The organism is Nonomuraea sp. NPDC049400, from assembly GCF_044466425.1.
Classification (GTDB): domain Bacteria; phylum Actinomycetota; class Actinomycetes; order Streptosporangiales; family Streptosporangiaceae; genus Nonomuraea.
Genome location: NZ_JBITMP010000014.1, coordinates 55,937 through 70,666, shown reverse-complemented (window position 1 = coordinate 70,666; position 14,730 = coordinate 55,937). Strand labels below are relative to the sequence as shown.

The 14,730-nt window shown below is 69.5% G+C and carries 13 protein-coding genes; 3 read left to right on the top strand and 10 right to left on the bottom strand.

Going from position 1 to position 14,730, the window contains the following annotated elements:
• Nucleotides 1–6: 6 nt before the first annotated feature.
• Complete coding sequence (locus ACIBVN_RS23250) at nucleotides 7–585, bottom strand: Uma2 family endonuclease (RefSeq protein ID WP_397139834.1); 579 nt, start codon at nucleotides 583–585, stop codon at nucleotides 7–9.
• A 148-nt stretch (nucleotides 586–733) separates the two neighbouring features.
• On the opposite strand from ACIBVN_RS23250, the gene ACIBVN_RS23245 reads away from it, so the two are divergent.
• Nucleotides 734–1,474 (top strand): metallophosphoesterase family protein, encoded by a 741-nt coding sequence (locus ACIBVN_RS23245; RefSeq protein WP_397139534.1) that lies wholly within the window; start codon nucleotides 734–736, stop codon nucleotides 1,472–1,474.
• A 75-nt stretch (nucleotides 1,475–1,549) separates the two neighbouring features.
• On the opposite strand, the gene ACIBVN_RS23240 is transcribed toward ACIBVN_RS23245, so the two are convergent.
• The 6 genes from ACIBVN_RS23240 to ACIBVN_RS23215 all read right to left on the bottom strand — a co-directional run bounded on the left by ACIBVN_RS23240 (nucleotide 1,550) and on the right by ACIBVN_RS23215 (nucleotide 9,135).
• On the bottom strand, nucleotides 1,550–4,564 hold the full coding sequence (locus ACIBVN_RS23240; RefSeq protein WP_397139533.1) for a BRCT domain-containing protein: 3,015 nt from the start codon (nucleotides 4,562–4,564) through the stop codon (nucleotides 1,550–1,552).
• A gap of 64 nt (nucleotides 4,565–4,628) precedes the next feature.
• Complete coding sequence (locus ACIBVN_RS23235; RefSeq protein ID WP_397139532.1) at nucleotides 4,629–5,918, bottom strand: MFS transporter; 1,290 nt, start codon at nucleotides 5,916–5,918, stop codon at nucleotides 4,629–4,631.
• A 52-nt stretch (nucleotides 5,919–5,970) separates the two neighbouring features.
• A complete protein-coding gene (locus tag ACIBVN_RS23230) occupies nucleotides 5,971–6,324 on the bottom strand; it encodes a nuclear transport factor 2 family protein (RefSeq protein ID WP_397139530.1) in 354 nt (117 codons plus the stop codon).
• Nucleotides 6,325–6,348: 24 nt separating this feature from the next.
• Nucleotides 6,349–6,759: a hypothetical protein gene (locus tag ACIBVN_RS23225; RefSeq protein WP_397139528.1), complete on the bottom strand. Its 411-nt coding sequence runs from the start codon at nucleotides 6,757–6,759 to the stop codon at nucleotides 6,349–6,351.
• Nucleotides 6,760–6,878: 119 nt separating this feature from the next.
• Nucleotides 6,879–8,540, bottom strand: a complete 1,662-nt coding sequence (locus ACIBVN_RS23220) for a class I adenylate-forming enzyme family protein (RefSeq protein ID WP_397139526.1) — start codon at nucleotides 8,538–8,540, stop codon at nucleotides 6,879–6,881.
• An 88-nt stretch (nucleotides 8,541–8,628) separates the two neighbouring features.
• Nucleotides 8,629–9,135 (bottom strand): cupin domain-containing protein, encoded by a 507-nt coding sequence (locus ACIBVN_RS23215; protein ID WP_397139524.1) that lies wholly within the window; start codon nucleotides 9,133–9,135, stop codon nucleotides 8,629–8,631.
• A gap of 279 nt (nucleotides 9,136–9,414) precedes the next feature.
• On the opposite strand from ACIBVN_RS23215, the gene ACIBVN_RS23210 reads away from it, so the two are divergent.
• On the top strand, nucleotides 9,415–11,028 hold the full coding sequence (locus ACIBVN_RS23210; protein ID WP_397139522.1) for an endo-1,4-beta-xylanase: 1,614 nt from the start codon (nucleotides 9,415–9,417) through the stop codon (nucleotides 11,026–11,028).
• Nucleotides 11,029–11,231: 203 nt separating this feature from the next.
• Nucleotides 11,232–11,546, top strand: coding sequence for a hypothetical protein (locus tag ACIBVN_RS23205; RefSeq protein ID WP_397139520.1), 315 nt, complete (start codon nucleotides 11,232–11,234; stop codon nucleotides 11,544–11,546).
• Between the two features lie 48 nt (nucleotides 11,547–11,594).
• Here the strand turns inward: ACIBVN_RS23205 and ACIBVN_RS23200 are convergent, their stop codons facing one another.
• Genes ACIBVN_RS23200 through ACIBVN_RS23190 form a run of 3 tightly spaced genes read right to left on the bottom strand, consistent with a single transcriptional unit; the run spans nucleotide 11,595 to nucleotide 14,679 of the window.
• Nucleotides 11,595–12,416: a carbohydrate ABC transporter permease gene (locus ACIBVN_RS23200; RefSeq protein ID WP_397139518.1), complete on the bottom strand. Its 822-nt coding sequence runs from the start codon at nucleotides 12,414–12,416 to the stop codon at nucleotides 11,595–11,597.
• Nucleotides 12,413–13,327 carry a carbohydrate ABC transporter permease gene (locus ACIBVN_RS23195; protein ID WP_397139516.1) on the bottom strand — a complete coding sequence of 305 codons (915 nt, stop codon included), beginning with the start codon at nucleotides 13,325–13,327 and terminating at the stop codon, nucleotides 12,413–12,415. Before ACIBVN_RS23195 ends, ACIBVN_RS23200 begins: the two co-directional genes overlap by 4 nt.
• Nucleotides 13,324–14,679 carry an extracellular solute-binding protein gene (locus tag ACIBVN_RS23190; protein WP_397139514.1) on the bottom strand — a complete coding sequence of 452 codons (1,356 nt, stop codon included), beginning with the start codon at nucleotides 14,677–14,679 and terminating at the stop codon, nucleotides 13,324–13,326. Before ACIBVN_RS23190 ends, ACIBVN_RS23195 begins: the two co-directional genes overlap by 4 nt.
• Nucleotides 14,680–14,730 lie beyond the last annotated feature (51 nt).

The following is a 14,730-nucleotide window of genomic DNA, read 5'->3' as shown; positions in this document are numbered from 1 at the left end:
GTCGGCTCAGAGCTGGTCGAGCTCGGTCAGGTCGATGGCAATCTCGAAGGGCACCGATACCTTCAGAAAGTCGCGGTGAATGCCGGTGATGGCGTATGTCTTGGATGCCGGGTCCAGCTCGTAGACATAGACCACGGGCTTGCCGGTGTTCTTCTCGATCCGCCACAAGTGTTGAATCGCGGCCTGGGCATAGAGCTGCGGTTTGCGGTCACGGTCGCGGACCTCGGACGCCGGAGAGACGACCTCTACAACGAGGAGCACATCTCGCGCCTCGTAGAAGGTCTCGTCGTCGTCGCGCACGGCTTCGGCCTTGATCACCATCAGGTCAGGCTCCGGGCGCTGGCGTGGACCCAGAATGACGCTCATGTCGCGTCGCACCCGGAAGTCCTTCGGAGTGGCTTGGCGCAGGGCGACGACAAGGAGGTCGACGATCAGCGCATGGAAGGAGGCTTGGGGGCTCACGAAGACCAAGCTTCCATCAATCAACTCTGTGTGCGCAGGCAAATCCGGAATGCGATCGAGATCTTCGGCGACGAACCCACCCGGCGGAGGAAAGACCCAGTCTGGCAGCGAGGAATGCGTCATCTCGTGGATCACCGCTTCGGCCGTCATGGTGCAACGCTACCAATCTAATGCGCTCACGCTCTGTGAATGCGTACATACATTCAGCATGAGAGTTCGTCCGTCGCGAACGGGCTGTCCGTGACGCGGTGGGGCGGTGGAGAGTGGCGGCATGCGTATCGCCGTGTTGTCCGACATTCATGGAGTGCTGCCCGCGCTGGAGGCTGTGCTGGCCGAGCCCGAGGTGGCCGGGGCCGATCTGATCGTGTTGACCGGGGACATGGCCGCGGGGCCGATGCCGGTCGAGACGCTTGACGTGCTCGTCTCGCTGGGGGAGCGGGCGTTGTGGGTCAACGGGAACGCCGACCGGGAGCTGGTGGAGGTGGTCCGGGGGAAGGACAGCCCGTATCCCGTGTCGCAGTGGGCGGCCGAGCAGCTTCGGGACGATCAGGTCGAGTTGCTGGCTGGGCTGCCCGATCGGCAGGTGGTCGAGCTGGGGCGGCTGGGGACCACGTTGTTCGTGCACGCGACGCCGCGCAGGGATGACGAGATGATCCTCGTGGACAGCTCGCTGGAGCGGTGGGCAGAGGTGCTGGCGGGGGAGAGCGCCGACACCGTGGTGCTGGGGAACACGCACATGCCGTTCGTGCGGCTGGCCGACCGGGTGCTGGTCGTCAACCCTGGATCCATCGGGATGCCGTACGGGACGGACGGGGCGCACTGGGCGCTGCTGGACGGCGAGAGCGGGGCCGTGACCCTGCGGCGGACCCTGCTGGATGCCGCCCTGGTAGGGGAGCGGCTGGTCCGGGAGAGCGGGTTCGACGGGATCGAGGAGTGGGTGGCCGACTATGTGACCGGCGTTCACTCCGACGCGGAGGCGTTGCGGGTGTTCGCCGGGGCGGAGGGCAGATGAGCGTGCGCCCGGTCGGGTTGCGGGAGGCCGGCGCCACGTGGAGTGCCGCCGGACTCACCACGGCCGGGCGCTCGATCACCACACGTCGACGTCCACGCCGATCGCGATGGTCCGCAGGGCGCTGAGCGCGACCCAGGTGCGCGTGTTGCTGTCCAGCCCGTACTGGCCGGGCTCGCCGGTCTCGGGCAGCAGGTCGAGCACGGCGCTGATGTGGCCGCACTCCGCCGCGTTCCGGGCCACGTGTGCGGACTCGCGCCGCTTGGCCGCCTTGGGGAGTTTCGCGAGCCCGGCGTGCTGGGCGGCGAGATCGATGATCTGATCGGCGGTCGGACCGAGGGGCCGGCCCTCGGCCGCGATCCGTTCCGCCTCCGGCAGGCTGTCCCGCACCCAGTCCCGGTTGACCTCGCCCCACAGCTGGAGCAGATCCGGCTGCCCGTAGACGGCGAGGGCGCGGGCTGCCGGCCAGTCGTCGAACCAGCGCACGCCGTAGGCGTGCGGCTTGTCCGGGTCGTTCGGCTCGCTGCGCTCCCCGATCAGCTCGCGCACCAGCTTGGTCTCGCCCCGCCTGAGCAGGCAGACCAGCCAGGGCACGCCGTGGTACCGGCCCCTCGGCGTGCCCAGGCCGTCGTCCAGCACGACCCGGGCCTCCCGCTCCCGGCCGCACTCGGTGAGCGCCCACACCAGCGGCAGGCGGACTCCCCAGTTCGAACGGTGGGCATCGGCGGCCTCGCGCGCGGAGGCGAACCACTGCTCGGCGCGTTCGCGTTGCCCCAGGACCGCGCAGGCCCCGGCGATCGCCGGCATGTCCGCCGCGTCGTCCACGTCCGCGAGATCGCTGCCGGCGAGGACCGCGGCGGCTTCGGTGTCGAAACCGGCCGCGCCGAGCGCGAGCGCGATCCGCGCGAGGTGTCCGGGACGTCGCCGGTGTTCCGGGATCGCGAGGGCCAGTTCGCGGGCCTCGGCGGCCTCGCCCCGCCGGGCGCAGATCATCGCGAGTTGCTGGAGCGTGTCGACGACCCACTCCCTGTGAGAGATCGAGCTCTGAACAGCCAGGTCGACGAGGGTTCCCCGGACCACCGTGATCAGATCGGTGACGGTGGCGGTGTCGGGCGGCGGCCACGTCCCCGTCGCCTCCGCCGTGCTGCCACGTCCCCGGAACGGCGCCAGCAGCCGCTCGCTCTCCGGCGAGGCCGCCCCCACTCCCGCGTGGGCGGGATCGGGGAAGATTTCCTGCTCGCCCCAGCGGAACGGCCAGGCGAAGCGGCGGGCGACGGCCCAGCAGAGCCGGGCGTCGAGATCGTCGTCCCGGCCGGGCGGCGCGATGACCGTGCCGTCCTCGAACGCCACCGCCCAGGTGTCCTCGTCCAGCGCGAACGCCGGGTTGAGCCGGAGCCGGTCGCCGAGGTCGCGGCCGGTGAACAAGAGCGGGCGACGGGCGGCCGGGGCGTGGTGGAAGGGGTGGTCGGCCACGATCTCGCCGCTGCCGGGGCGAAGGAAGCGCACCGCGTGCGAACCGATCGCGATCAGCACGTCGCCGGCGGGCCATTCCAGGCCGAAGCTGTGATCCCACTGATCGATGGTGCGCTCCAGGACGCGCAGCCGCTCGGGGCGTCCGGCGAGCGACCAGATCTCGATCCGCCCCTCGGCGGTGACGCAGGCCGCCTGCTCGCCGTCCGGCGACCAGGCCCACGACCGGGCGTCCGAGCCGCGCGGGTTGGACGCGTCCGCCTGAACGTTCAGGTCGTGCCGGTGCTCGCCGGTCGTTCCGTCGATGATCCCGACGATCCCGCCCGCCGGGTCCACCACCGCCAGCCGGCCGCCCGGACCCCAGCACAGGACGTCGGCGCCCGGGTAACCCGGAAGCTCCGCCGTCGTCTCACCCGTCAGCGCGTCGGCGACGATGAGCTTCCCGTCGCGCTGGTAGGCCAGGAGCCGCTCGTCCAGGCTCCACTCGGGCGGAGCCGCATCCTGATCCTCTTCCAGGCGCAGAATCCAGGAGACCTGCTGTTTCTCCACGTCGAGCGAGATCGCCGCGTACTCGTCCGCCGACTCGCCATAGATCCGGGAGCCGTCGCGTGACCAGAACGCCCGGTCGAGGATGTGCGCGGGCTCGTCGCTCCAGGTTTCCCGGGACTCCTCCGGCGGTCCGCTGAACTCGATCGGCTGCGTTCCCTCAGGACGGGCGTCCGGTGGCCCGGCGACCGAGCCCTCGTGCATCGCCACGATGACGTTGCGCAGGAAGTCAGACTCGCCTCCGTAGACGGACGCGCGCCGGCCTTCGGGGGCGAAGGCCATGCCCGACGGCCTGCCGGAGGCGAGGAAGAACGCGTCGGCGATCGGCTCGCGGGCGGTGCCGAACGGGTCCCACACGCCGGTCGCGTTGGTGTTGTACTCCAGCGCGATTCGTGTGCCGTCCGCCGACCACTGGAAGCTGCGCGTGCGGTCCGGGAACCCGATGCCGCCCATGATGCCGTCGATCGCGTGGACGCAGTGGCCGGTGGCGACCTCGAAGACCTGCAGGACGCCGCCCCGCTCGTAGTCGTCGCCGGTCCAGCTCCCCACCGCGAGGTGGCGGCCGTCCGGGCTGAGCGCGTGGCCGGTCAGCTCGCCGTGGTGCACGTCGGAGTGGCGCAGCAGCGCGCCCGCGGCGCGGAGCCGGGCGGTCGCGAGGCGGTGCGCGTCGGTGACGCCGTGGGCGAGCTCCAGCGTCCGCAGGGCCTCTCGCAGCGGTACGGTGTCGCGCTCCGGGGAGAACGCGGACCAATCGGCGTTCTTGAGGGTGTCGAGGGCCTCGCCGGGTCCCATCCGCTCATCCGGGACGCCGGCGAACGGAGGAGACGGCGGCGGAGTGCCGGGCTCCCGGCCTTCGAGCACGGCCACCAGTGCGTCCTCGTCGTAGATGGGAATGCCGCGCACCGCCGCCGGGCCCGCCTTGGCCCCCGACTTCGCCCCGGCGAAGACCAGGTCCGTCTTCGCCGAGACCGACGCGGTCACCTTCGCGCCCAGCGCCTCCAGAGCGCGCCTGGCCTCATCCTTCGCAAGCCGGCCGAACCGCCCGGCCAGCACGATCGTGCTGCCACTGATGATCATGCCAGGCGACCATAGCGGAAAAGGCGGGCGGGATCTGGAGCATGTAGGACGTAGGGCTCTGCGGCTAAGCCGCGGCCGCCTCCCTGCGGGCCTTCTCCGCCAGGGCGTGCTCGTCCGTTCTGGCGTCGTACCTGCGGAACTTCGGCAGTGCGGCGGCCAGGCCGAGCACGGCGGCCACGCACAGCAGGCCGCCGGCCCCCAGGGAGAAGCGGGTGCCGCCGATGTTCGCCATCAGACTGGCTCGGGCGTTGCCCAGCATCGGGCCGGACGCGTACGACAGGAGCTCGATCCCGGCCAGGCGGCCGCGTAGCTCCTGCGGGATCGTCTGGTTCCACATCGTCATGCGGAAGATGCCGCTGACCATGTCGGCGGCGCCCGCGAGCGCGATGAAGACGACCACGACCCAGACGTTCGGGGCCAGCGCGCACAGGGCCACCGCCACGCCCCACAGTGTCGCCGCCACGATCACGCCGAGGCCCTGGCGCTGGACGCGGGCCGCCCAGGAGCCGGTGATCGAGGCGATCAGCGCGCCCACGGCCGCGGCGGAGTACAGCAGGCCCAGCGCCTGCGGGGCGCGCAGCTCGTCGGCCAGGAACGGGAACAGCGACGTCGCCATCGCGAACAGCATGGCCGCGATGTCCACCAGGTACGTCCCCATCAGGTCGCTGCGGCGCACCGCGTACCGCATGCCCTCGACCAGCGACTCCAAGGAGGCGGGCGCGGCGTCCTCGGCGGGCGGCAGCGACCTGATCCGCCACAGCAGGACCAGCGACAGCAGGAAGCTCAGCGTGTCGACGGCGTACGCCGCCGCCGATCCGTATGCCGTCACCAGCAGGCCGCCCAGGGCCGGGGCCACGATGGCGCCGAAGTTCCAGCGCATGCTCGACAACACCGCCGCCGCGCCCTGCTGCTCGTGCTTGACCACCTGCTGGAACACGGCCTCCAGGCTCGGCCGCTGCAGGCAGGAGATGCCCGTGGAGATGGCGCCCATCACGTACAGAACCCAGATCTGGGGGTTCGGGAGCAGCGCGTTGACCATGAGGGCGGCCGTGGTGACGAGGAGGCCCAGCTCGCTCAGCACGATGATCTTGCGGCGGTCGAGCGCGTCGGCGATGGCCCCGCCCCACAGGCCGCACACCACCATCGGGACGAACTCCGCCAGGCTCACCAGGCCCACCGCCACGTAGGAGTCCGTCAGCTCCTTCATCTGGTACGGCACCGCGACCATGGTGATGAGGGTGCCGAACATCGTGATGACGCCCGAGCTGAACAGGAGGCGGTAGTCGCGGGAGTCGCGGAGCGGGCTCAGGTCAATGGAGAGGTGGCGGAGGAGGTGCTTCAGTCCATCGGGCACGAGGGTAAATTTTCCGGCCTGTGGAGTTATCTAGGCAAATGATTTGTGAGCGTCAGGCGGCCGGGACCTTGTCCAGGAAGCCGAGGACCGCGCGGATCCGGCCGTCCTCGGCCAGCTGCACCACGTCGAACCCGACCGCGACCGGCTCCCCGCCCTCGGGGCCGAGGTGCCAGGTGAAGCGGGCGATGTTGTGGTGGGCGTCGTGCATCTCGCCCGGGGTGAACACCAGGCCGGGGAACATGCCCTGCGCGCCCTCGATCACCGCGGCGATTCCGGCATGGCCGCTCACGTCGGCCAGCGGGTCGGTGTAGGTGCCGTCCTCGGTCCACAGCTCGGCCACGGCCTTGGCGCGGGCCTCGGCGTCGGTCTCGTTCCAGGCGGCGCAGTAGCGTTCGATGAGGTTCATGATCATTCCCTTTGTGGTGAATTGTTAGTTGCTGCGGGCCTTGCGGAGGCCGGTGATCTGGAGCTCGGCGAACACGCCGACCACCAGGGCCTGGGCGATGGCCCAGATCGCGCCGATCGTGGTGAAGGCCGCGGCGCCGGTGACGACGGCGGCGATGCTGCCCAGGGTCCAGATGATGTTCAGCGCGATGACCGCCCAGGTGGCGGCCGGGCTGATCGTGCGGCGGGCGGCCAGGAGGCCGACCGCGGCGCCGTACACGAGGAGGAAGGCGCCGATCTCGCGCAGGAGGCCCGCGCCGGGGCCGAGCAGATCGCTCACGGGGGCGGCGAAGGCGAGGTAGACCAGCCCGTTGACGCCGGTGACGACGGCGTCGGCGGCCAGCGCGAGGCGCAGGAACTTCGTGCGGTCGGCGGTGACGGTCAGGGCGGTGGTCATGTCGGGCTCCCCTTTGTGGCGGTTCGTTGTGACACCTGAAAGATGCCAGCCGGCACGTAGGGGGCGCGATTACCCGGCACGTAATGGAGGAAACCGCGAGCTGGGGAGCCCGTCGAAGGTTACGCGCCGAGGATCTCCCTGCGGAGGTGGGTCTTGAGGATCTTGCCGCCGGGGTTGCGGGGCAGCTCCCCCTCCCGGAACCAGAAGTGGGCAGGGATCTTGAACTTGGCGATCCGGTCCTTGAGGAACGACTGGAGGTCCTCCGTGGCGACCGAGGTGCCCGGCGCCAGCCGGATGACCGCGCCCACCTCCTCGCCGAGCTCCTCGTGCGGCACGCCGATCACGGCCGCGTCGTCCACCGCCGGATGCTCGAACAGGGCCGCCTCCACCTCCGCGCAGTAGACGTTCTCGCCGCCCCTGATCACCATGTCCTTGGCCCGGTCGACGATGTAGACGAAGCCCTCCTCGTCGATCTTGGCCAGGTCGCCGGTGTGCAGCCAGCCGCCCACGAAGGTCTGTGCCGTGGCCTCCGGCTTGTTCCAGTAGCCCAGGATGACGTTCGGGCCGCGTACGCACAGCTCGCCCACCTCTCCGGGCGGCAGCTCGGCGCCCATCGGGTCCACCACGCGCACGTCCACCACGGGCGAGGGCAGGCCGATGCTGTCGGGCTTGGCCTGGTAGTCGGCGCCGCCGTTGCCGATGGCCAGTGCGGTCGTCTCGGTCATGCCGTAGCCGTTGGAGGGGGCGCGGTTGGGGAGGTTCCGGGTGATGCGCTCCAGCAGCTTGGGCGGGGCGGGGGCGCCGCCGTAGCCGAGGGTGGTCAGGGACGACAGGTCGTACTTGCCGAAGTCGGGGTGGGACATGAGCTGCCAGGCGTTCGTGGGCACGCCGATCATGGCGGTCACGCGCTCGCGCTCGATCAGGCGCAGCGCCTGCTCCGGGTCCCACTTGTACATGAGCACCAGGCCGCCGCCGCTGAACATGGTGGTGGTCAGGGCCGAGAAGCAGCCCGTGACGTGGAACAGGGGGACGGTGAGAAGCGTGACCCTGCGGGTGGCGGCCGCGGCCGCGATGTCCTTGCCCGCCATGGCCACCGCACGCAGGAGGCCGTAGGCGACCGTCATGGGGGACTGGCCGAGATTGCGGTGGCTGCCCAGCGCGCCCTTGGGGCTGCCGGTCGTGCCGGAGGTGTAGAAGATCGTGGCGGGGTCCTCCGGGGACAGTTCGACGTCGGGGAGCCGGACGTCGGCGGCGACCTCGCCCATCACCTCGCCGAACGCGCGCGCGCCCGCCGGGACCTCGCCTCGGGTGACGATGAGCGGGACGCCCGCCGAGGCCAGCCTGGCGGCGCGCTCGCCGTCCGCGATCAGCACCTTGGCGCCGGAGTCGCTCACGCCGTAGGCCAGCTCGGCCTCCGTCCACCAGGCATTGAGCGGTACGGCGACGGCCCCGGCAGCCAGCGCGGCCGACATCGAGACCACCCATTCGGGGTAGTTGCGCATGGCCACGCCCACCCGGTCGCCCTTGCGCACCCCGTACTCCTCGACCAGGCGGTTGGCCAGGGTGGCGGCGCGGCGGAAGTGCTCCTCGAACGTGATGTGCTCGTCCTCGTACACGAGGAAGACCTTCTCGCCGTGGAACCTGCTCATCTCCAGCAGCGCCCGGAAGTGGGCCGGCGCGTGCTTCCACGTGCGTATCCCGGTGTCGCCGAGCTCCTCGATCTCGAACAGCTGGCCGGGTCCGGTGAGCTGGGCCTGGACCTGGGCGTGCGAAAGAGACATGCGCCGAACTCCCGGCTTGTGGACGATTATTCTGGATAAATCACAGTACCGACCGGTAGGTACGCTGCGCTAGAGAGGCGGGAACGGCTCAGCCGAGGCCGATGGGAGACAACTGCTGGATGTCGTACCGGGCCCGCAGTTCGATCACGGCGGCCTGGTCGGGCGGTCCCGGGCGGGACAGCAGTTCGCCGAGCTCTCGCAGGTAGTGCTCATGGCCCGACGGCGTGACGACGAAGAGCATCCTGGTGGGCGTGGCGCCGGGGTTGGCGAAGGCGTGGGGGCAGCCCGCGGGCACGTACATGAGGCTGCCGGGGCCGCCGCGCACCGCCCGGGCGCCGCTCTCCGACTCCCAGGTCTGCCACGGGCCCTCGGTGACCAGGCGCGGCTGGAACGCGAGCAGGTCCAGCTCCCCCTCGAGGATGTAGAACAGCTCCTCGGCCTGATGGTGGAAGTGGGCGCCGACGTCGAAGCCCGGTGCGATCGTGTTCTCGAACACCGACCAGGTCTTCGAGTGCTCCGCCCCTACCTTGAGCGTCATCCCCATGGAACCGAGCGGCTGCCCGGAACCGGGGGACAGTACGAGCCCGTCTGCCATTGGTCTGCCCTTCCATGAGGGGGATTGCTACCAATGTTCACGAGAGGCCCGGCCTCGGCAAGCCATGTGAAAGTTTCATTTCTTAACCGATAGTTTCTGGTGGTTAGCTGCTGGTTTAGTGCCGGGACGCCACTGGCATTGACCGCTCTCTTGCATGTCAATACCGTCTTCGGTGCGATCCGACGAGGATCGAAAACTTTCGGGAACCGAGTGCCTGCCCTTCGGAGGTAGATGTCCGTGCATTCGTCGTTGCTCGTCAGAGTCCTCACCCTGGTGGGAATGTTCGCAGCCTTCCTCCTTCCGGCCACCTCGGCCGACGCCTCCGCGCCTCTGCGCACGCACGCGGCGAGCCGGGGCAAGTTCATCGGCGCGGCGCTCGCCACGGGCCCGCTCGCCAACGAGACGTCGTACCGCAACATCGCGGCCGGCGAGTTCAACCAGGTCACGGCCGAGAACGCGATGAAGTGGGACGCGACCGAGCCCAGCCAGGGCCAGTTCAACTTCTCCGGCGCCGACGCCATCGTCAACTTCGCCACCCAGAACAACATGCAGGTCCACGGCCACACGCTCGTCTGGCACAGCCAGACGCCGAGCTGGGTCCAGAACCTCGGCGCGAGCGCCATGCGCACGGCCATGCAGAACCACATCAGCCAGGTCGTCGGCCACTACGCGAACAACCCGGCCGTGGTCTCCTGGGACGTGGTGAACGAGGTCTTCGACGACAGCGGCAACCTGCGCACGTCGTTCTGGTACAACACGCTCGGCCAGAGCTACATCGCCGACGCCTTCCGCGCCGCCCGCGCCGCCGACCCGGACGCGCGGTTGTGCATCAACGACTACAACACCGAGGGGATCAACGCCAAGAGCACGGCGATCTACAACCTGGTCTCGTCGCTGCGCCAGCAGGGCGTGCCGGTCGACTGCGTCGGCTTCCAGGGGCACCTCGCGATCCAGTACGGCTTCCCGAACGACTTCCAGCAGAACCTCCAGCGCTTCGCCGCCCTCGGCGTCCAGGTGCGGATCACCGAGCTGGACGTGCGCATGGTGATGCCCAGGGACGCCACCAAGGACGCCACGCAGGCTACCTACTACCGCAACGTCGTCAACGCCTGCCTGGCGGTGACCGCCTGCGCGGGTGTGACGATCTGGGGCTTCACCGACAAGTACTCCTGGGTGCCCGACACGTTCTCCGGGCAGGGCGCGGCCCTGATCTACAACGAGAGCTACCAGCAGAAGCCGTCGTACACCGCCGTGCACGACGCGCTGGCCGGCGGCTCGACCACCGACCCCACCCCGCCAACCACGCCCGGCACGCCCTCGGCGAGCAACGTGACCGCCAACTCGGCCACGCTGACCTGGACCGCCTCGACCGACAGCGGCGGCAGCGGGCTCGCCGGGTACGACGTCTACCGCGAGCAGGGCACGACCGACCAGCTGCTCGGCCAGTCCACGACCAGCTCGATCGCGCTGACCGGGCTGAGCCCCTCCACCCAGTACCAGGTGTACGTGCGGGCGCGTGACGGAGCCGGGAACGTGTCGGCCAACTCCGCCCTGGGCGCCTTCGCCACGACGGCCGGCCCCGGCGGCGGTGGCTGCACGGCCACCGGGACCGTGCAGACCCAGTGGGCCACCGGGTACGTCGTCCAGCCCGTGACCGTCACCAACACCGGTACCTCCAGCATCAGCGGCTGGACGGTCACCTTCACGCTGCCCGCCGGGCACACGCTGACCGGCTCGTGGAACGCGTCCCTCACCGTCAGCGGGCAGACCGTCACCGCCAAGAACCTCAGCTACAACGGCACCCTGGCCCCGAACGCCGGCACCACTTTCGGCTTCCAGGCGAGCCGGCCGAGCGGCAACACGCAGACGCCTTCCGGATACACCTGCGCCTGAGGCCTGCTTTGAGATTCCCCTGGCGTCGGCCGGGGGAATCTCTGTCCGGGCTGCCGAGACTTTTGCCTCCGCCGGATGACTCGCGTCATCCCCGCCGCCTTGCGTGAAAGGTGATGCAGCCAGGTCGGTGTCTGTTACGCGCTGATATGGCTGCTGAGTCGGGGTGTCGCCCGAGTCCACGACAAGGCATGAGGTGATCTCTCATGAGGAAGAGCCACAATGCTCTCGCGGCCTGCGCGATGACGGCGTCGGCCCTCGTCGCCCCGGTGATGGCGGCGGCCGAGCCCGCCGGTGCCACGCCCACGGCCCAGCAGGCCACCGCGGAGACGATCTCCCACGCGATACCGTGCAGGCTTGCCGAGGATCCCGCCAAGTGCCGCGCCGAGAGACGGGCCCGCCACGGCGGCGGAGGCGGTGACGGTCCGGGAGGCCCAGGCGGCCGGGACGATGGGGTCTCCCGCGAGGTCGGGGGCCATGGCGGGCCGGGTGGTGGTCCGGGCGGCGGGGGACTGCAGTAGATCGAGCGTAGGAAGCCGTGGCCGAGGGCGTCGGTGACCTCGCAGGGATCACCCCTTCACCGAGCCGGCGAAGCTGAACGAACTCGCCAGGTACTTGTTGACCGCCACGTACAAGACCACGGCCGGTGCCGTGTACAGGATCGAGAAGGCGGCCAGCTGGCCGTACGCCACCTGCCCGTACTGCGAGAAGAACGTGTAGACGGTCACGGCGGCCGGCTGCTTCTCGGGGGTGTCCAGCAGCACGAACGGGGCGAAGAAGTTTCCCCACTGCCCGACGAAGACGAAGATGGCGACCACGGCTATCCCGGGGGCCATCAAGGGGCCGACCACCGCCGTCAGCGAGCGGACCCAGCCGGCGCCGTCCACCCAGGCCGCCTCCTCCAGGCTCACCGGCACCCCGTCCATGAAGTTCTTCATCATCCAGATGGAGAACGGCAACGAGCTCGCCGTCAGGAACAGCACCATCGCCGGTACGGAGCCGTACAGGTTGAAGCGGAAGAACATCGCGTAGACCGGCACGAGGATGGCCGTCACCGGCAGGCCCGTGGTGAACAGGAGGGTCAGCATGAAGTGGCGGCGGTAGCGGAGCTGGTAACGCGACAGCGGATACGCCGCCAGGCCCGCCACCAGGACCGTCAGCACCGCCGTTGAGCCCGAGATCACGATCGAGTTGATCAGGGGCAGGATGATCGTGTCCCAGGTCAGGACGGCCTTGAAGTTGTCCAGGGAGAAGGAGAGCGTGGGCTGGGCGGCCAGGCTGGCCTCGGGCTCGACCGAGGCAAGCAGGACCCAGAGGAACGGGCCGAGGAAGGCCAGGGTGATGAGCGCGAGCGCGAGCCAGGCGGCACCGCGGGCGGCGAGTCGCGTCATGCGTCCTCCACCTTGATCAGGCGCAGGTAGACCAGGGAGAACAGCGCGCCGATCACCAGCATGACCAGCGCGATCGCCGAGCCGTAGCCGATCTCGAAATAGCGGAACGCCTGCTCGTACATGTACAGCGGCGTCGTCTGGCTGGCCGTGCCCGGGCCGCCGCCCGTCAGGGCGTAGATGAGGCCGAAGCTGGCCAGGGTCTGCAACGTGATCAGCATGAGGTTCGCCATGATGGAGTGGCGGATCAGCGGGAGCGTGATGTGCAGGAGGCGGCGGCCCGGCCCTGCGCCGTCCACCGCGGCGGACTCCAGCAGGTCGGCGGGGACCTCCGAGAGTGCGGCCGAGTAGACGAGCATGGAGAAGGCCGTGCCGCGCCAGATGTTCGCCAGGATCACCGCCAGCATGGGGGCGGTGTAGAGCCATTCCTGGGAGATGCCGAGCACCGTGTTCAGGGTGCCCTCCTCGGCCAGGAAGGAGAACCAGCAGGCCGCGGCCACGACCTCCGGCACCACCCAGGCGGCTATCACCACGCCGTTGACGACGCTGCGCGTCACGCGGCCCCGGCCGCGCTGGAGCAGCGCGATGATCAGGCCCAGGGTGTTCTGGCCGATGACCGCCGAGCCGATGACGAAGACGAACGTGAGCAGGAACGAGTTCAGGAAGTTCGGGTCGCCGAAGAGCTTGACGAAATTGGCCACGCCGACGAACTGCGAATGAACCGAGGCCGAGCCCGTCAGCGTCTCGTTGGTGAAGGCTATGTAGACGCTCCAGAGGATCGGGCCCGCCAGGAAGAGCACGAGGAGCACGAGGGCGGGGCCGAGGGGGAGGAGCCAGCGCAGAGCGCCCCGCCGTGACGAGCCGCGTACCGGGCGGCTCGTCACGGACGGGGGTGGTGCCGTGACGAGTGTCATCGGGCCAGGACCTTGTCGGGGCCGCCGACGGCCGCGGGCAGTGCCTTGACGTAGTTCGCGGTGGCCTCCTCAGGGGTCCTGGAGCCGGTCGTGACCCCCTCCATGGCCTCCTGGACCTGGGCGGACACCTTCGGGTACACCTCGTACGCGGGCCGGTAGCGGGTGACGGAGGCCAGGTCGGTCCAGAACTTGACGCTCGGGTTGTCGGCGCTGTACTTCGGGTCGGCGGCCACGTCCTTGCGGGCGGCCAGGTCACCCGTGCCGACCGAGTACGCCATCGAGTTCTCCTTGTTCGTGGCCGTCGTGATGAAGTCGAACGCCTCCTGCTTGTGCTTGGTGTACGCGCTCATCGCCACGACCCAGCCGCCCGACATGCTGACCGCGCCCGGCGCCTCGCCGTTCTGCGTCGGCATGGGCGTCCAGCCGATCTTCTGCGTCCACTCGGCCCACGGTTTGGTGCCGGCCGGCTTCCAGGCCGAGCTGGCCCAGGCACCGTCGAGGGAGATGCCGAGCTTGGCGTCGGGGAACCACTCGAGGGTCACCTTGTCGCCGAGCTTGGCGTTGTGGGCGTCGGCCTGCTTCGGGCCGAGCTCTTCCCGGTAGACGGTGTTGATGAAGGTCAGGGCGTCGGTGAAGTTCTTGCCCCCGGCCACCCACTTCTTCTGCGTCTCGTCGTAGAGGGTGCCGCCGGGCGTGCCGTACAGGAGCATCTCGAAGCCCTGCATGGTCGACGCCTCACCGTGGATCTTCGCGGAGTACATGCTGAACGGGACGACGCCGGGGACCTTCTGCTTGATCGTGCGGGCCGCCGTCAGCACGTCGTTCCAGGTCTTCGGCTGCCACGGGACCGGGAGCCCGGCCTTGGCGAAGACGTCCTTGTGGTACCAGAGGCCGCGCGTGTCCGTGCTGATCGGCACGCCGTAGATCTTGCCGTCGCCGCCCTTGGCGGCCTGCTTGACCGAGTCGGGGAACTGGGTGTTCCAGTCGGGCCACTTGGCCAGGTAGTCGTCGAGCGGGGCCAGCTTGCCGGCCGCGACATCCGCGTTGACCTGGAAGGTGTCGTGGTAGTAGACGTCGGGCGCCGAGTCGGGGGAGCGGTTGAGGAGTGCCAGCTTCGTGTAGTACGCCTCGTTGTTGCCCTGGACGGGGGTGAGCTTGATCTTGACGCCGGGGTGAGCGGCTTCGTACTGCTTCTTCGCGTTGGCGAGCATTTTCTCCAGATGCGGCCACGTCGGTTCGACTCTGTAGAGGACTTCGAGTTCCTTGCCGCCGGAGGCGTCCTGCGCGGCGCCGCCGCCGCACCCGGTGACAGCTGTCAGGAGGAGGAGAGAACCGGCCAGCGTACGTTTCATCACGGTCTCCGCATGTGTCCTGGGAGTGCGGTGAACGTAAATCTTTTTGAT